This window comes from Acinetobacter sp. RIT698, from assembly GCF_009668065.1.
Classification (GTDB): Bacteria; Pseudomonadota; Gammaproteobacteria; order Pseudomonadales; family Moraxellaceae; genus Acinetobacter; species Acinetobacter guillouiae.
The window spans coordinates 1-17,091 of the sequence record NZ_WJYH01000044.1 but is presented as its reverse complement, the minus strand read 5'-3'; the positions used below and the strand labels follow the sequence as shown (position 1 = coordinate 17,091).

Annotated in this window: 14 protein-coding genes, 1 tRNA gene and 1 pseudogene; 11 read left to right on the top strand and 5 right to left on the bottom strand. The window is 37.9% G+C overall.

The window, feature by feature from the left end; all coding sequences use genetic code 11:
- The first annotated feature begins 163 nt into the window (after positions 1–163).
- Together GJV03_RS16730 and GJV03_RS16725 are read left to right on the top strand one after the other, a co-directional pair.
- Complete coding sequence (locus GJV03_RS16730) at positions 164–2,197, top strand: NADPH-dependent 2,4-dienoyl-CoA reductase (protein WP_151957257.1); 2,034 nt, start codon at positions 164–166, stop codon at positions 2,195–2,197.
- A gap of 98 nt (positions 2,198–2,295) precedes the next feature.
- A tRNA-Ser gene (locus GJV03_RS16725) sits at positions 2,296–2,385 on the top strand.
- Positions 2,386–2,665: 280 nt separating this feature from the next.
- Here the strand turns inward: GJV03_RS16725 and GJV03_RS16720 are convergent.
- The 4 genes and pseudogenes from GJV03_RS16720 to GJV03_RS16705 form a co-directional block, all read right to left on the bottom strand.
- Entirely contained in the window at positions 2,666–3,472 is an 807-nt protein-coding gene (locus GJV03_RS16720; protein ID WP_151956905.1) for an alpha/beta hydrolase, read from the bottom strand.
- 402 nt (positions 3,473–3,874) lie between these two features.
- The gene (locus GJV03_RS16715; RefSeq protein WP_004724864.1) at positions 3,875–4,411 is read right to left on the bottom strand and encodes a DUF4189 domain-containing protein; all 537 of its coding nucleotides are present in this window, start codon (positions 4,409–4,411) and stop codon (positions 3,875–3,877) included.
- Positions 4,412–4,513: 102 nt separating this feature from the next.
- Positions 4,514–5,082: pseudogene (locus GJV03_RS16710) on the bottom strand (IS1595 family transposase); the annotation flags it as partial.
- 386 nt (positions 5,083–5,468) lie between these two features.
- The gene (locus tag GJV03_RS16705; protein ID WP_154130626.1) at positions 5,469–6,707 is read right to left on the bottom strand and encodes an MFS transporter; all 1,239 of its coding nucleotides are present in this window, start codon (positions 6,705–6,707) and stop codon (positions 5,469–5,471) included.
- Between the two features lie 188 nt (positions 6,708–6,895).
- Here GJV03_RS16705 and GJV03_RS16700 point away from each other — a divergent pair, with 188 nt between their 5' ends.
- The 9 genes from GJV03_RS16700 to GJV03_RS16660 all read left to right on the top strand — a co-directional run bounded on the left by GJV03_RS16700 (position 6,896) and on the right by GJV03_RS16660 (position 16,468).
- Positions 6,896–7,387 carry a hydroxyquinol 1,2-dioxygenase gene (locus GJV03_RS16700; protein ID WP_105713660.1) on the top strand — a complete coding sequence of 164 codons (492 nt, stop codon included), beginning with the start codon at positions 6,896–6,898 and terminating at the stop codon, positions 7,385–7,387.
- Between the two features lie 13 nt (positions 7,388–7,400).
- A complete protein-coding gene (locus GJV03_RS16695) occupies positions 7,401–8,405 on the top strand; it encodes a hydroxyquinol 1,2-dioxygenase (protein WP_105713661.1) in 1,005 nt (334 codons plus the stop codon).
- Between the two features lie 65 nt (positions 8,406–8,470).
- Positions 8,471–10,006 (top strand): aldehyde dehydrogenase family protein, encoded by a 1,536-nt coding sequence (locus GJV03_RS16690; protein ID WP_228722021.1) that lies wholly within the window; start codon positions 8,471–8,473, stop codon positions 10,004–10,006.
- Between the two features lies 1 nt (position 10,007).
- On the top strand, positions 10,008–11,075 hold the full coding sequence (locus GJV03_RS16685) for a maleylacetate reductase (RefSeq protein WP_004724853.1): 1,068 nt from the start codon (positions 10,008–10,010) through the stop codon (positions 11,073–11,075).
- Positions 11,076–11,102: 27 nt separating this feature from the next.
- A complete protein-coding gene (locus GJV03_RS16680; protein ID WP_004724852.1) occupies positions 11,103–11,960 on the top strand; it encodes a dioxygenase in 858 nt (285 codons plus the stop codon).
- Between the two features lie 2 nt (positions 11,961–11,962).
- On the top strand, positions 11,963–12,295 hold the full coding sequence (locus GJV03_RS16675; RefSeq protein WP_016539591.1) for a Rieske 2Fe-2S domain-containing protein: 333 nt from the start codon (positions 11,963–11,965) through the stop codon (positions 12,293–12,295).
- 117 nt (positions 12,296–12,412) lie between these two features.
- Positions 12,413–14,131 (top strand): arylsulfatase, encoded by a 1,719-nt coding sequence (locus GJV03_RS16670; protein ID WP_105713664.1) that lies wholly within the window; start codon positions 12,413–12,415, stop codon positions 14,129–14,131.
- A gap of 138 nt (positions 14,132–14,269) precedes the next feature.
- Positions 14,270–15,244: a formylglycine-generating enzyme family protein gene (locus GJV03_RS16665; RefSeq protein WP_154130625.1), complete on the top strand. Its 975-nt coding sequence runs from the start codon at positions 14,270–14,272 to the stop codon at positions 15,242–15,244.
- 54 nt (positions 15,245–15,298) lie between these two features.
- Complete coding sequence (locus tag GJV03_RS16660; RefSeq protein ID WP_252720729.1) at positions 15,299–16,468, top strand: OprD family outer membrane porin; 1,170 nt, start codon at positions 15,299–15,301, stop codon at positions 16,466–16,468.
- Between the two features lie 39 nt (positions 16,469–16,507).
- Here the strand turns inward: GJV03_RS16660 and GJV03_RS16655 are convergent, their stop codons facing one another.
- Positions 16,508–16,876, bottom strand: a complete 369-nt coding sequence (locus tag GJV03_RS16655; protein WP_004724845.1) for a nuclear transport factor 2 family protein — start codon at positions 16,874–16,876, stop codon at positions 16,508–16,510.
- Positions 16,877–17,091 lie beyond the last annotated feature (215 nt).

Genomic DNA, 17,091 nt, shown 5'->3' with positions numbered 1-17,091 from the left:
TTTTATTTGAGTCATATCAAGATGTGTTGCTTCTTGTTGTGGGTAAAGCAGATAGAATTGACACTATATACGATGAAAATATCAAAAATTGCCATCAAAAAAATATTAAAACTCGATAAAGTAGTATGCAACAAGTTGCAAAGCCAAACTTAAAGGATTCATCATGACAAATAGCTATGCAAATATCTTAAAACCACTCCATCTGGGATTTACGACCATTAAAAATCGTGTCGTGATGGGTTCAATGCACACGGGTTTAGAAGATCGTTTTTATAACTACCCAAAACTTGCTGCATATTTTGGAGAACGTGCCAAAGGTGGTGTTGGGCTAATTATTACAGGGGGGATTTCCCCAAACCGCCAAGGTTGGTTGTTGCCAGCCGGTGGTACGATGAATACTTTAGGTGATATTGCACCACACCGTTTAGTCACACATGCTGTACATAAGCATGGTGCAAAAATTCTGATGCAAATTCTGCATGCAGGGCGTTATGGTTATCAACCGTTTGTTGTATCTTCAAGCCCAATCAAATCACCGATTTCGATGTTTAAACCACGTCAGATGAGTGACAAACTGATTCTTGAAACCATTCAGGATTATGCTGAAACAGCTAGTTTGGCAAAAAAAGCTGGTTATGATGGTGTAGAGATTATGGGTTCAGAAGGCTATTTACTGAATCAATTTTTAAGTCGCCATGTTAACCAACGTGAAGATCGTTGGGGCGGACCAATTGAAAATCGTATGCGTTTGGCAGTCGAAATTGTAAAAGCGATTCGTGCCAAAGTTGGTGAAAAATTTATTATTTGCTTCCGTTTGTCGATGCTCGATTTGGTCCATGACGGTAATACTATGGATGAAGTAATCACTGTTGCACAGGCATTAGAAAAAGCAGGTATTACTTTACTGAATACTGGGATTGGTTGGCATGAAGCACGTGTACCCACGATTGTAACCTCTGTTCCGCGTGCTGCATTTGTAGATTACACCGCAGAAGTGAAAAAGCATGTTGCTGTACCTGTCATTGCTTCCAACCGAATTAATATGCCTGATACTGCTGAGGAAATTTTGGCAGCAGGTAAAGCTGATATGGTGCAAATGGCGCGTCCATTATTGGCAGATGCTTTTTGGGTAAGTAAAACCGCAACCAATCGTGTTGATGAAATCAATACTTGTATTGCATGTAACCAAGCCTGTTTAGATCATAGTTTTCAAAATAAGCGTGCAAGTTGTTTGGTGAACCCAAGAGCAGCGCATGAAACTGAACTGGTTTATCTTAAAACAAAAAAACCGAAGAAAATTGCGGTTGTTGGTGGTGGTGTTGCAGGAATGTCAGCAGCTACTATTGCGGCAAGTCGAGGACATCAAGTAACTTTGTTTGAAGCTTCTACTGAGGTCGGTGGGCAGTTTAACCTCGCTAAAGTTGTGCCAGGTAAAGAAGAGTTTCATGAAACCATACGTTATTTTAAGGTTCAGATTGAAAAAACTGGTGTAGATTTACGTCTAAATACCAAAGTGAATCGTGAGCAATTAGAACGTGAAGGTTTTGATGATGTGGTGATCGCAACAGGTGTGATTCCTCGTGGTTTAAATATTGAAGGCAGTAATGCACCGCAGGTGTTGTCTTATGCTGAAGTATTACGTGGCGCACCTGTTGGTAACAGAGTCGCTGTGGTCGGCGCAGGTGGTATTGGATTTGATGTATCGGAATATTTGTTAAAACCTGAGCATCAGCCGCAACCACAACCCTTGGCGGATTGGCAACGCGAGTGGGGTGTAGACCCAAATCCAAACTATATGACTGAAGGTGGTTTTGTTCCTGCTGAAGTAGATCAACCGATTCGTCAAATATATTTGATGCAACGTAAAACCACACCTCTTGGTATTGGTTTAGGTAAAACCTCGGGTTGGGTACACCGTGCACAATTGAAAAAACATGCGGTAAGAATGATGCGTGGCGTGCAATACAAGTCTGTCACCAATGAAGGATTATGGATTGAAAGCAATGGTCATGATCAATTGTTACGAGTAGACACGATTGTGGTGTGTGCAGGTCAGGAATCCGTTAAGGACTTAATGCCTCAAGAGGGTGAGTCAACTTTAGCAAATTACCATATTATCGGTGGTGCAAAATTGGCTGGTGAGCTTGATGCAAAGCGTGCGATTCGTGAAGGCGCTGAAATAGCAGCTAAACTTTAATCAAAATCATCTATTTTGATGAAACAATATGCATTTGAATAGTTTAAGTCTATTTTTTTCTTGTCAGAATTGGAAAAGCTTAGTATTCTTGCGCACATGGAAGCGTGGCAGAGCGGTTTAATGCACCGGTCTTGAAAACCGACGAGGGTGTGAGTCCTCCGTGAGTTCGAATCTCACCGCTTCCGCCAAATATCTTAAAGGGAATCAAATGAATAGTTTGATTCCCTTTTTCTTTGGCACAATTTTGGTGTCATTCGAAATTTTAGCTGATGATCATTCAAGTCCATTGACGACGCTACGCAACATTTGGCTGCTATTGTATTGATCGCGATCTCAGCGAATAGCGGCATCCAGAGCCGTTCCAAACTGGACAAAATATTTTTCCATAGATTTTAGCTGCAGGCTTATTCATATAAGAATCATATTGCTGAATAAGCCTAGAGATAGGTTTGTGCAACAAAACCGTTTCTAAGCAAAATGCTGCTTTAAAAAGGGTATTACGCATTCTGAATATTGTTCAGGGAAATCTCGGTAAATATAAGTATGTTCTGCATCCGCGAAGATTTTAATTTCTGCTTTTGTTACATGGTCGAGCCCTACTTTGAGCCGGTGGCCAAACTCGGGTGGGGTATAAATATCTTTTTCTCCATACATTAATAAGATGGGTGGTTGATATTTTACCTGTGTAGATTTTGCTAACGGATTGAGTTCCTGATTAAGCTTAGGTAGCAGTGTATTTGATACTTTGAGCATTGCATGAGCGACTGGATAATGTTTCCAGAACTCTGGTAATGTCGGAAATGCGCCTTCAAATACTGCAATTTTATAAGGGTGTCCATCTTTTGCTAATGAGCATAGTCCCCAAGCTGCACCAAATGACGCACCAATTAAACCTACATTTAATTCGGGTGTTCGCTTTTGAGCATATATCCCTGCATGATATACATCATTGGGATAGTCAAATGAGAATCCTTCACTTTCTCCAAAGCCATTAGCATCATAAATAAGTACGTTATAGCCATTTTTTAAAAATAGATCCGCATGTCCGTAACGGAGCCAAAATGCTTTAGCCGCTTTTCCCATTGGATGAGCAAGTACTAAAGTTGCTTTTGCCGCTGGTGCACTTTTCCAATAACCAGCGAGTGTTTGCTGGTCAGTTAAGGGAATAGTGACAGCCTCCCAGTCTTCTTTAGAAATAGCTTGAGGCCAAATCCAAGGTACTTCGAATCTTCCAAAAAATGGCTTTCGTAGAATTTGGTGAGCAATTTTTTTCATTTTGGTTATCCAATATTTTTCAAAGTTTATAATATCCAATAAAGTTCCTTTTTGGAACTCGTATTTCAAAATGTATTACTTATTGATTTTCTTTATGGAAATTGGGTATAGCTCATATTTTAATCATCTTAATGATACATCGGACAAACATGACGAATACGTTGAAATCAAGAAATGGAATAAATCAATTATCATTTATTTTTTAGTTACATATAGAGCGCAATACCCATAATTCGAGTTAATAAGCCAAATTACTGAAAATAGATCCTGCAACAAAAAAATTGTCGTGTTTTAAAAGTCCAAGTAGTGTTTCTGGCATACTGTTGTTTTACCTTTATGCAGATTAATAAAGGCAAAATCATCATTTGCGGTGTGAACCAGTAAATTATGTTTTTGTTAGTGCTAGTATCCGAGACTACAACCAGAATATACAATACGACAAGGTTGTAAATTTTCACTTAAACAAAACACTAATGCACCTTTTTTAGCCCCATCCTCTGAAAAATCAAGTAAAATTTTTGATTTTTGACCATCATTAATTGGATCAGCTATAGCAACACAGCGATTAGAATATGTTTTAGATACTTCACATTTTTGTCCGCCATCCTGTTGACACGCTTTTAATGCTTTTGTTTGTGCCTCATCTTTAGATTTAAAATTTCTTGTAAAACCAATTGGACGCCCTTTTAAGCCTTTACTTTTATCTTCTGCAATTGCACCCCATAATGTTTCAATCATAGGGTACAAAGTTGGATTTTGATTCGTATATCCACCACTTCCTCCACCTGGAATAGGTGCGCAACCTTGAGCACCTTGCCCACCTATTGGATAATAGCCTGAAGGACAATTCCCTTCAGCATGTGCATTCTCAATAGTTAAATAAATGATAAGAATAAAGAAAATGGATAAATAAAAAAACTGATTATTTGTCAATGTCATTCATTAAACTCCTTTAAGATCATGGCTTAATAATAAGAAAAGCTATGAATTATTTTAAATAAATTCTTTATTCTAAAAACTAGCATTTTTTCAAAAACAAGGGAAATGATTCTTCGGAATACTATTATATTTTCGCAGTATTCTTTTCGCTTGATTCCAAAAATTTTCGATTCCATTAATATGATTTTTCCCATTTGCAAAGCGATTAGAACAATTAATTCTATGATGGCAGAACCCCGCATCATCTAGAGCATTGTAACTACGCCATTGATCAGTATAGACGATGCTATCAGGTGTTATTTTCTTTGCAATTACAGACATTAAGGTACTTGATTTAGTATCTCGAATAACAACGGTATAGGCCACGCCATTACGCTTTAATAATCCAAAAACCATCATTTTATTCGTGGCACCACGACAAGGCTTACCCTTAGAAGTGCAGCCAAAATAGCTTTCATCTAACTTAATCTCACCATCAAATATTACGAGAGCTTTTATCTCTAAATAATAAGCAATAATTTTACGAATTTTAGTAATGAACAGCGTAGCCGAATTATGATGAATTTCTAATAAATCAGCAGCTGCTCTTGCAGTCAGATCGAGCACGAAAATACTCGAAATTTTAATTGAGTTTTCTTGTTTAATTTACAATTGGTTCGCTTTATTTTCATAGATTAGCACCTTGTTAATCTAGTATAGCTTCTAATTTTTTATACCCAACGAAATTTTAATAGGGAACTAAATTGCCTAAAACTAATTGATTGTATATAAAACAAAGTTGTTGCTCTCCTTATTTAAAGAGGAAAGAAAATATAAAAATAAAAGGTGTAAATATATTTAAAAGATAAATAATTTAATATGATAGGAACGCAAAATCACCCACTATGAATCAAGGTGGCTTAGTAAAGAATTTTGAAGCATTATCAGCCCTCCTTTTTTAAAGGAGGGTGTTTTATGAATTTTTATCCAATAATTTAGCTTAATTAACTGGCAATACTCACTAGTAGATGCTTTCTTATCAGTTCAAGTTCACTACTATGGGGAGTTTAATTTCAAATCATTCAATACGCTGTATTTTACGAGGAGCTGTTTCTTTAATAAAGAAACTGATGACTACACCAATACTTGTACCGACTAAGCTCAAATAAAAAATATTTTGAATACCATAACGTTCTGCGACTATTCCCGATAGGACTGGCGCAATACCTCCACCAAATATTTCTCCAGCACCGACGACTAAGCCGATTGAAGATGCAACTAAACCCGCGGGCGCAGATTCTGCCGCAATCGGTCCAGAAAGAAGTGCAATCAATCCTAAACTGAAAAAAGACAAGATAAATAATAAACTGAATAGACCAAGTAACGAAGGTGCTGCATTTGAGAATAAAAGAATAAAGATGGTTGAGCCAATGAAACTTAAGATTGATGCTGCACGACGGCCAATCCAGTCAGAGAATGATGGGATCAAGAATTGTCCTAAAAAGCCACCAAAACCAATTGCAGATACAATGATTCCCATGTCCTGTACATTCAATTTAAGGTGATTCTCTAGGTAAAGTGGTAGCATTGCACTGATGACAAATACACAAGACATTGTGCAAAATAATCCAATCATACTGAGTAAAATATTACGGTTTTTTAATACAGCAATCCAATTCACTTTTTCTTGACTCTGAGTTTGTTTCTCTAAAATAAGTAATTGTCCACCTTGCGTTTGTTCAGGTTCACGTAAAACAAAAAAGAGAAATACTGCAAGAATAAAACCAGGAATAGCCACGACCCAGAAAACTTCACGCCATGAAGGAAGAACAAGCATTAATTGCGTCGCAATAATGGGTCCTAATCCTAAACCAAATAAAGCAAATCCACTCTGTTGTAGTCCTTGTAGCATTCCTCTACGTGATGGTTTTGCTGCTACAGCAGTTGCTGCAAAACTGGTCGGACAAAAGGCACCTTCTGAAACACCCATGAGCGCACGTATAAGAATCAAACTGGTTAGCCCCATGGCAGCACCAGAAAATCCAGATGCGAGTGAGAAAACAACCAAAGAAAGAATGAGGATTTTACGATGACCAATTTTATCTGAAAGCCGACCAGCAAAGATTGCGAAAACACCCCAGGTAACACCTAGAGCACCAAAAATTAAACCGACATCTTGATAGTTTAAAGAAAGATCTTTCATGATGGACGGAAGAAGAGGGGCAATGATCCAGCGATCTAATCCGACTAAACCAAATCCGAGTGTGAGTAAAAGTACGATCTTCCATTCGTAAGACGTGTCCCATTGTTTTTGCATTTTGTATTCCTTGTCATTCGCGAAGTGTTTAACTCGCGATTCCTGCGAGTTGACAAAAAGTATAATTTGCTTTTTTGGACTTTTTTGTTCGATTAGACCGAACAGTCTTGTCGATAAAACGTCCATTGTTATCGACTGTGGTATGACTTAATTTTTAATTGTGTCATGAGGACGATTGAGGAAATAGGATGAATACATATACAACAAAATTCGGAAGTATAGATAATTTCGAAAAAGGTTCAATTGAAATGATTCAAGGCAAACCATCACATTATGTATTTTCTAATGTGTTTGAAGTTGCGAGTCTAGCGGAGCCTTATGAAAAAACAGTTGTAGGGATTAATCAAAAATATGTGATCGAATCAATTCGTGCAGAAGGTACTTCAGAGTGGTTCTGTTGTGCACACGATGAATTTGTCATTTCAATGGATTGTGAGGTTCGTGTTGAATTTTTAAAACTGGAACAAGCAATAGATACTTCAATCGAAGGGACTCAGGCTGCAGGTGATCAACCGAAAGGTAAACCCATGGGTTATGTGGTGCTAAAAAAAGGCCATCAAGCCATTCTGCCTGTCGGCACAGCCTATCGTTTCAATAGTCAAAAGCCAGCAACGCTGATTTTACACACAATTAAAGGACCACTTTCTGTCGAGAAATGGTCAGAAATTTGTTTGAAGTAATAGGAGATTAGGGATGAACTCTGCACAAAATACATTTGCAAGTGAGCAAGTTGAAATCATTGGGAAAAATGAAACTACAGGGTATATCACATTTAAACTTGGCAATTTCATGCTTAGTCGTGATGAGTATTTTGCCAAGATTACATGGACTGCAAAAGGGAGTGAGCACTCACACTTAATGTCTGTCGATGCATTTTTAAGAGCAGTTATGCGTGATGTTGCTTGGGGGTTCTTCTACGGTTGGGTCAACTTCGATCATGTGATTGGAACTCAAAATCACTACGGTAGCGTCGATATGTATGCCGGTACATTTAATGGTGTACTCAATGCTGCTGGTGTGGACTACGTTGAAAATTTTGAAACACCAAAAATCATGGCAACATTTAAAGCCATTTTACATGATTGGGTAAATGCAGATTTTGATCCATTTGCAGCACCGGAAGAAACTGGTAGCGCGTTTGGTCGAAAAAATGGTGAAAATATTGAAGCGATTGATCGTTATCGTATTGCAACCAAGCGCATGCCAGGTATGACAGGAGATTCGCCATTACGTGATGATTTACCAGTCAATCGCCAGTTTGCAGATGTAGATCAAGACGAGCCTTTAGTGCATTGTGAGCCTGGATTTGAAGGTGAACTCAGCGCATTTAATTTGTTTAAATATATGTCTCGTTCAGATGTGACGTGGAATCCGTCAGTGACTTCAGTTTGTAAGGCGAGCTTATTCTGTCCAACCACAGAAGAATATATTTTACCTATTTTCCATGGCAATGACCGTGTGGAATGGTTTATGCAAATTTCTGATGAAATTACATGGGATATTGCTGATAAAAATGATGGAAAACCTTTTGCACGTATTCTCATGAAAGCAGGTGATATCTGTGCAATGCCTGCCAATATTCGTCATCAAGGCTATTCAACAAAACGTTCGATGCTTTTAGTTTGGGAAAATGCAACACCTGATTTACCAGAAAAATATGCATCTGGTGAGTTACCACCTTATCCAGTGTCATTCTAAGCACATGTTCTCGGGCTAAGTTGAACTGTGAAGTAGATTTAGCCCTATTCAAAAGGTTTTTAAATATGAATACGCAATTACGTGTTGATGGGACAGTTGTACCTGAACAAAAGGTATTGGATCTGATGAAAGTAAATACACAACTTTTTATCAATGGTGAATTTGTTCCTGCCAAAAATGGTGGAACGATTGATGTACTCAATCCAGCAACAGGTGAAGTAATTACCAAAATTGCTGCAGCAGAAGCAGAAGATGTGGATGTTGCAGTGCAAGCCGCACAAAAAGCTTTTCCTGCATGGGCGGAAACACCAGCAGCAGAACGCGGTCGTTTATTATTGAGATTGGCTGATTTGATTGAAGAAAATTCAGAAGAATTGGCTCAGCTTGAATCTTTGGATACTGGGCATCCAATCAAGGATTCACGCCGTTTAGATGTACCGCGTACAGCAGCATGTTTCCGTTATTTTGGTGGTATTGCCGACAAGATTGAAGGCAATGTGATTCCCGTTGAACAAGGTTTTTTAAACTATACCACACGTGAGCCGATTGGCGTGGTTGGTCAAATTGTGCCATGGAACTTCCCACTGATGTTTACCAGTTGGAAACTTGGTCCAGCACTTGCAGCAGGTAATGTTGTGGTGATGAAGCCTTCAGAAATTACACCATTATCCACCCTTAAAATCGCTGAATTGATTAAAAAAGCCGGCTTTCCTGATGGGGTGGTGAATATTGTTCCTGGTTATGGTCATACCGCAGGTCAACGCTTAGCTGATCATCCTGATATTGGAAAAATCTCTTTTACAGGTTCAACACAAACAGGGCGCAGTATTGTCAATGCCTCTTCAGGCAACTTGAAACGTGTACAGCTTGAACTGGGTGGTAAAGGGGCAAATATTGTTTTTGAAGATGCCAATCTTGATGCCGCTGTAAATGGTGCGGCTTGGGCAATTTTCCATAATCAGGGACAAGCATGTATTGCGGGTTCGCGTTTGGTATTACATGAAGAAATTGCAGATCAATTTTTAGAGAAGTTCGTTGCTTTAGCACAATCTATTCGTTTAGGTGATCCTTTAGATCCGAATACAGAAATGGGGCCTTTAACATCAGAATTACATCGTGACAAAGTTTTGGCATACGCCAAAATTGCAGTGGAGCAAGGTGGGAAAATTTTGCTCGGTGGTACTGCGCCGCAAGATGCTCGTTTGAAAAATGGATATTTCGTCATGCCGACTATCGTTGAAGCAAAAGTAGATGATCGTGTTGCGCAAGAAGAAGTTTTCGGTCCTTTTGTTACTGTTATTCGTTTTAAGGATGATGCCGAAGCATTACAAATCGCCAATGGGACTGAATACGGCTTGGGAAGTGGTTTATGGACAAACAATCTACAACGTGCACATTTATTTGCTAAGAAAATCAAAGCTGGCATGTGCTGGATCAATAGCTATAAACGTGTCAATCCAGGTAGCCCATTTGGTGGTGTAGGCAAGTCAGGTTATGGGCGTGAAATGGGCTTTGAGGCGATCCATGACTATACCGAAGTTAAATCGGTATGGGTCAATGTTGATGCCATAATACCGCCGCACTTTCAACGAGGGGAATGAAATGCAAAATTTTCATTATAAAGCACTCCCAATCAATGTTTATTTTGGAAATGCAGAATCGCAAAAGACCAAAAGTATTTTAGTGGACAATGGCTTTTCTTCAGTTCTGGTGATTACAACACCTGAACAAGAAGAAACAGGCTTAATGATGGCAAAGCAGTTGGGTGAATTGGCTGTGGGTGTTTACCCACATGCAGTGATGCATGTTCCAACCGGTGTTGCTGATGAAGCGATTCAGTTTGCAACCAAAAAGAATATTGACTGTTGTTTGGCTTTGGGTGGTGGTTCGACGATTGGACTTGCTAAGGCGATCGCATTAAAAACTGGAATTCCAATTGTCGCTATTCCAACAACTTATGCAGGTAGTGAGATGACCACAGTCTATGGTTTGACTGAAAATAATCTCAAAAAAACAGGCAAAGATATCAAAGTACTTCCTAAAGTCGTGATTTATGACCCTGAATTAAGTCTGACTTTACCTGCTGGTATTTCCGCAAGTTCAGGAATGAATGCAATGGCACATGCGGTTGAGGCACTGTATGCACAGGATAAAAATCCGATTATTAGCATGATGGCAATTGAGTCGATTAAGTCACTTAGTCAGGCTTTGCCAAAAATTGTGAAAAACTCACAAGATATCGAAGCGCGTAAGCAAGCCACTTATGGTGCTTGGCTTGCTGGGATTTGTTTGGGTTCAGTTGGCATGGCAATTCATCACAAACTTTGTCATACCTTGGGTGGAACTTATAATCTACCCCATGCACAGGCACATGCTATTACTTTGGCATATTCAGCACATTATAACCGCAATGCAGATATCCAAGCGATGGATCAACTTGCTCAGGCACTCGGTGGGCAAAGTCATGAACAAGTTGGACAACTGATTTATAAACTTAATCAACAACTGGGTATTCCATTGGCTTTAAAAGATATTGGGTTACCAGAAGACGGTCCAAGCGAAGTGGCTCGCATTACCTGTGAAAGTCCATATTACAATCCGAGAAGTTATGAAAGAGATGAATTGGAAACACTTCTTCAACGGGCTTATCTTGGTTTAGAGCCGAGATAATTTGCTTGATCAAAATGGAGTTTTGATATGCATGACGTCACGATGAGTGCAATAAATAGTTTTGAACAGATTCAAAATCCACGTTCTAAAATGTTAATCCAAAAATTAGTTAAAGCGATTCATCAATATATCAATGAGGTGGAATTAACCCAATCAGAGTGGGAAGTGGCAATAGATTTCTTGACGCGAACAGGGCAACTTTGTCATGACCAGCGTCAAGAATATATTTTACTTTCAGATGTACTTGGCGTATCTATGTTGGTGGATGAAATTAACCATAGCAAAAATCTAGCACAAACACCGAGTACTGTTTTTGGTCCATTTTTTATTGCCAATATGCCGATCCGCAACTATGCAGAAAGTATTAGCGAGGAAAATATTGGTGATGAAATTCCCCTGTTGGTTAAAGGGAAAATTTTAAATCAGCAGGGTGAAGCAATCGTGGGTGCCAAAATAGAAGTATGGCAAACAGCAGAAAATGGCATGTATTCGGGGCAAGATCCTCTGCAAGCAATCTCCAACTTACGTGGTGCATTTATCAGTCAGATGCAGGGTGAATATGCATTTAAATCTATTTTACCAGTCAGTTATCAGATTCCTTCTGATGGAACAGTAGGTGAACTTTTAAATTATTCCAAACGTCATTTTTGGCGGCCTGCACATATTCATTTCATGATCACAGCTGAAGGGTATCAACCTTTGGTCACTCACTTATTTATTCAGGATGATGAATATTTGAATGCTGATGCCGTATTTGGCGTCAAAGATCGGTTAATTGTTGGTTTTCAGCAACAGTGTTCCAGCGTGGAAGATCAGACTCAATTTACCTTCAATCAAAACTATAACTTAATCGAATATGACTTTGTTCTCAGTCAAGGGGAATGATGATGTCGACACGAATCAAGCTTTGTGAGGTCGATGATTTTTCAGATCAACAGGTCTTAAAAGTCAATCATCCGTTAAAAATAGACAAAAGCATTGTGATTATTCGCAAAGATGGGAAGTTTTACAGTTATGAAAATGTTTGCCCTCATTTTTTAGTACAGCTTGATTATCGTTCAGGGCAATTTTCAATTTACCAAAATCAAGTGATCATGTGCGCACACCATTCAGCACTTTTTGATATAGAAACAGGTTTATGTATCGATGGACCATGTAAAGGTCAAAGTTTAATTAAAGTTGAAAATGAACAAATTAATCAAGATATCTATTTTAAATAATTGTTCTGAATTCGTGAACACTGAAGTTGATCAAAGATGATTTTTTAAGCGATGGAACTAGATTAATTTAGACATGTTTAGGATGACATTTATTTTAACTAAATTAAGGAAAATTCAATGTTTATGAAGAAACTTATACTCGCATTATTTATACCGACAATACTTGTTTCGTCTTTGGCGTTTGCAGCTGACACTAAAAAGCCCAATGTTTTGGTGATTGTGGCTGACGATCTTGGGTTTTCTGATACAGAACCTTTTGGTGGTGAGATTTCTACCCCGAATATTAAAAAATTGGCTAAAGAAGGTGCTATTTTAACTAATTTTCATACGGGTCCTACTTGCTCAGTGACACGTTCAATGTTGTTGACAGGTAACGATAGTCACCAAGCTGGCTTTGGTACGATGGCAGAATATTTACAACCAGAACAGAAAGGTAAATCAGGTTATGAAGGTCGTTTGAATAATCGTGTTATTACCCTAGCTGAAATTTTAAAAACGCAGGGATATGTATCATTCGTTACAGGTAAATGGCATTTGGGTGCAACGGAAGATAGCCATGCAAAAGCGCGTGGCTTCGATCGCTCATTTACACTCATGCCAGGAGGTGCTGCACATATGGATGCTAGCCAAATGTTCCCTGGAAATTATAAAGCACGATATTTTGAAGATGGTCAGGAGGCAACTTTACCAAAAGAATTTTATTCAAGTGACTTCTTTACCAGTAAAATGATTTCCTATATGGAAAATGACCGTAAAAAAGGTCAACCATTCTTTGGATATTTGGCTTTTACTGCACCACACTGGCCTTTACAAGCACCAGATCAATATTTAAAGAAATATGATGGATACTACAAAGATGGCTATGAAAAAATTCGTCAAACACGCTTAGAGCGTATGATCAAATTAGGCATTATGCCAAAAGGAACCAAGGTTAATAACCCGTTGGCAGATGCATTCCCAGCTTGGGATAAGTTAACCGAGGTACAGAAAAAAGATCAAGTGAAGACCATGCAAATTTATGCAGCGATGATTGATAACATGGATCACAATATTGGTCGTGTGATTGATTATCTCAAACGTAGTGGTGAACTTGATAATACTTTGATTTTATTTATGTCTGATAATGGCGCAGAGTCTGCCACACCAGAATCATTAGGCACCACTGAAGACAAAAATGGTATTCGTGAATGGGTAGATACCACATTTGATAACAGCCCAGAAAATATGGGTAAAAAAGGTTCTTATGTAACACTTGGGCCTCAATGGGCGCAGGTTGCATCAACGCCACTGCCTTATTTCAAAAGTATTTTGTCAAATGGTGGAATTCATGTTCCAGCCATTATTCGCTATCCAAGCGAAATTAAATCTGGACAGATTCAACCTGAAACGATTCATGTGATCGACTTTGTCCCAACAATACTTGAGTTGACAGGTGCTCAAAGACCTGAAAGTTATAAAGGTAACCCATTATTAAAAATGGAAGGTCGTTCATTCTTATCTGCATTTAAGGGAAGAGCATTACCAGAACGTGCATTAGGGTGGGAATTTAATACACGCAGAGCTTTGTATAAGGGCGATTGGGCTGTTCAATATCAAGCACCACCTTATGGCACTGGTGAATGGGAACTTTATAATCGAAAAATTGATCCATCATTCTTGAAGAATTTGTCATCTCAAAATCCAACAAAATTGCAAGAGTTAGCAAAAGATTGGGCGGATTACGCACAGCGTGTTGGTGTGGTGGAGGCTCCTGTTCGTTATAAATATGGTCAAATGAACTGCTTCTACGATAAGTGTATTCAACCTGAGTTCTTAAAAAAATTATCTAAGCAATAACCCATATAGAAACCAAAAGTAGTTTTTTATTGAATCAAGGTACGAGCTTATCAATGTTGATTGATCATCTACTGGTGATGGGCTCATCTTGTATTCACTAGAAAATATCATTTTGCTGGTTGTCTAAGAGATGTTGGCATGAAGAGTTTTCATAGTGTAGTGCTGTTGGGGAGTATTTTTCTAGCAGCCTGTGGTGCTCCTCCAAAGCAGGAACACGTAAAAACTTCACCGAAGTTAGGAAGTTTAGCTCAATGTAAACAATATTTGGGACTTCCTCATGATTGGCGAAAAGACCCTCAGGCAGGTATGGTCAAAATTCATGGTGGAACGTTCAATATTGGGAACAATAAAAGCTACCCAGAAGAGCAAGCACTTTATAAAAGTGAGCGTACAGTCAGTGACTTCTGGATCGATGCGACAGAAGTTACTAATGCACAGTTTCAAAGTTTTGTAAACGAAACAGGTTATGTGACTGAAGCGGAAAAGCAGGGTGAAGCAGCTGTATTTTATCAACCGACACAGCCAGTATCAGAATTGGCATGGTGGAGTTTAGTCAAAGGAGCAAACTGGAAGCAGCCTTGGGGAGAAAATGTCGAACGGAAAACTCAGGCAAATGAACCTGTCCGGATGATTACACTGAAAGATGCGTTAGCTTATGCAAACTGGTTAGGTCGAGATTTACCAACTGAAGAGCAATGGGAATATGCAGCTAAAGGTTTTAGTAAAGTACATGAAACTCATGCCGATAGCGAACATGTTGATGCAAATATTTGGCAAGGAGAGTTTCCATATCAAAATGAAAGTAAAGACGGTTTTACTGATGTTGCACCTGTAGGATGTTTCAAAGCCAATGATTTTGGTTTATTCGACATGATTGGAAATGTTTGGGAATACACAAATAGTCCATTTAAAGGGACGCATGATGATCACATGGGCATGCAACAACTTAATACGAATCAAGCCCAAACATTTAATCGTTACACCATCAAAGGAGGATCATTCCTTTGTGCAGTGAACTATTGTCAGCGATATCGAGCTTCAGCCAGACACCCGCAAGAAATTGATTTAGGTATAAGTCATGTGGGATTTAGAACGGTAAAAAACATACTATAAATTAATGGATTAATGATGAAAAAAACACTTTATATTGTGCCATTGGCTTGTGCCATGGCTGCAACGGGTAACTATGTCTTTGCAAAAGATGTCAATATTGATGTAACCCTGAAAAACTTATACGCAAATCGTGATCCTGATGAACAGACTAAACCAATTACTGGAAGCTGGAGTCAAAGTGTTATTGCACGTGGTAATACTCAATATGCATTATCAGATGACACAAAGTTGCTTTTTACTGGATCGGTACAATATGCGAGACGTTTGAGCGAAGATAAGCATTTAAATGACATGATTTTACCTTTTGATGTAAATACACAAAAACAGGCTTCAAGCTATAATAAAGTAGCTGGGTCAATGGGTGTACAGCATAAAAATCACAAAGTCACTTGGGGAGAACAATGGGTAGATACGCCACTGGCGACTACAGATTATAGTCGGCAACTGATCACTATTTATCAAGGTCTATTATATTCTGGTCAATTGAATAAACAGTTAAATGTGGATATTGGCTATTTAGATAAATATTCACCACGAAATGAAGAAGATTTTAGAAAAATTTCTGTCAACAAAAAAGAATCTGATGGATTGGCTTATATTGATTTAAAGCACAAAGCTTTCGATAATAAATTACAGACTCAGATTTTTGTGAGTGAATTAGAAGATTTATATAATCAATACTCTATAGGACTGAACTATAAAAATAGTATTGAACAATTTAGATTCAATACTAAATTTAGATATTATTATACAGAAGAAACAGGTGTTGAACTGCTTGGTGATATTGATAACCAATATATTGGGCTACTTCACGAGATTAGTTACGGGCCAAATACTATTGGTTTGGGCATCCAAAAAATTGAAGGAGATAGTAATTTTCCAATGTTAGATGGTGCCGTTCCTGTCCTCAGTTATATTAACTGGACACAAGGTACATTCAATAAGGCAAATGAACTTTCATATCATGTTACCTTTAATCATGATGCAAGTTGGGCATTACCAGGTTTAAATCTTTTACTCCGTTATGTAGATGGCCAAAACTATATGATCAATGGTCAAAAAGGATTTGATGAAAGTGAAATTGATATCATTATGAATTATCGTATGAATGAAGGACGATTTAAAGGACTTGGTTTTCAGTGGCTAAACTTAAATTATAAAAATGATCTTAAAGGTGATTACATTGAGAATAGATTCTTTACCACTTATACGATGAATTTTTAAAGATTTTAGAATCAAGAGGGGATTTTTCCCCCCTTTGATTTATTTTATAGGCGTCGGTTGATAAGCAAAAAGAACAACACTATCTTTGGTTTTTTTCCATATCGACAGTGTGCGATTTTTTAATTTAACAGGTTTACCTTGTAAAAGCAGTTCAGCTTCAAATATTGCAAAAGTTAAAAGGTTATCTGAAAACTCGACAATATTTTCAATATTATAATCAATTGTTTTATAAATATAATACTGACTTTCTAATTTTTGCATATAGCTAGAAAGATGATCTATTTTAGCACTACTATGCACATAGATAAGTTCTGGATCACATAAGCTTTCAAATTTTTTATAATCTTTTTGTGTTAAGGCTTGAAAGCGTTCTTTCTCAGCCATTTTTACAAGGTGAATATAATCCATAAAATAAAATCCGAGGTTTAAATCATTTATTCTATTTCAAATTGGAGGAGGAATTTGTTTCTAAAATGGAAACAATCAGTTTGTATAATTAAAAGAATAGACAATTTCTTTATTCAATATAATAAATATAAGCCTATAAATGATAAGTAAGTCCTATGATAGATAAAAGTGCGGCATCCTTAGCCGAGATGCTCTCTCAAATCCAAGATAGATCG

Excerpts from the sequence above, each read along its gene's own strand:
- GJV03_RS16730 (WP_151957257.1), top strand. The coding sequence starts at position 164 with ATGACAAATAGCTATGCAAATATCTTAAAACCACTCCATCTGGGATTT.
- GJV03_RS16720 (WP_151956905.1), bottom strand. The coding sequence starts at position 3,472 with ATGAAAAAAATTGCTCACCAAATTCTACGAAAGCCATTTTTTGGAAGA.
- GJV03_RS16715 (WP_004724864.1), bottom strand. The coding sequence starts at position 4,411 with ATGACATTGACAAATAATCAGTTTTTTTATTTATCCATTTTCTTTATT.
- GJV03_RS16705 (WP_154130626.1), bottom strand. The coding sequence starts at position 6,707 with ATGCAAAAACAATGGGACACGTCTTACGAATGGAAGATCGTACTTTTA.
- GJV03_RS16700 (WP_105713660.1), top strand. The coding sequence starts at position 6,896 with ATGAATACATATACAACAAAATTCGGAAGTATAGATAATTTCGAAAAA.
- GJV03_RS16695 (WP_105713661.1), top strand. The coding sequence starts at position 7,401 with ATGAACTCTGCACAAAATACATTTGCAAGTGAGCAAGTTGAAATCATT.
- GJV03_RS16690 (WP_228722021.1), top strand. The coding sequence starts at position 8,471 with ATGAATACGCAATTACGTGTTGATGGGACAGTTGTACCTGAACAAAAG.
- GJV03_RS16685 (WP_004724853.1), top strand. The coding sequence starts at position 10,008 with ATGCAAAATTTTCATTATAAAGCACTCCCAATCAATGTTTATTTTGGA.
- GJV03_RS16680 (WP_004724852.1), top strand. The coding sequence starts at position 11,103 with ATGCATGACGTCACGATGAGTGCAATAAATAGTTTTGAACAGATTCAA.
- GJV03_RS16675 (WP_016539591.1), top strand. The coding sequence starts at position 11,963 with ATGTCGACACGAATCAAGCTTTGTGAGGTCGATGATTTTTCAGATCAA.
- GJV03_RS16670 (WP_105713664.1), top strand. The coding sequence starts at position 12,413 with ATGTTTATGAAGAAACTTATACTCGCATTATTTATACCGACAATACTT.
- GJV03_RS16665 (WP_154130625.1), top strand. The coding sequence starts at position 14,270 with ATGAAGAGTTTTCATAGTGTAGTGCTGTTGGGGAGTATTTTTCTAGCA.
- GJV03_RS16660 (WP_252720729.1), top strand. The coding sequence starts at position 15,299 with ATGGCTGCAACGGGTAACTATGTCTTTGCAAAAGATGTCAATATTGAT.
- GJV03_RS16655 (WP_004724845.1), bottom strand. The coding sequence starts at position 16,876 with ATGGATTATATTCACCTTGTAAAAATGGCTGAGAAAGAACGCTTTCAA.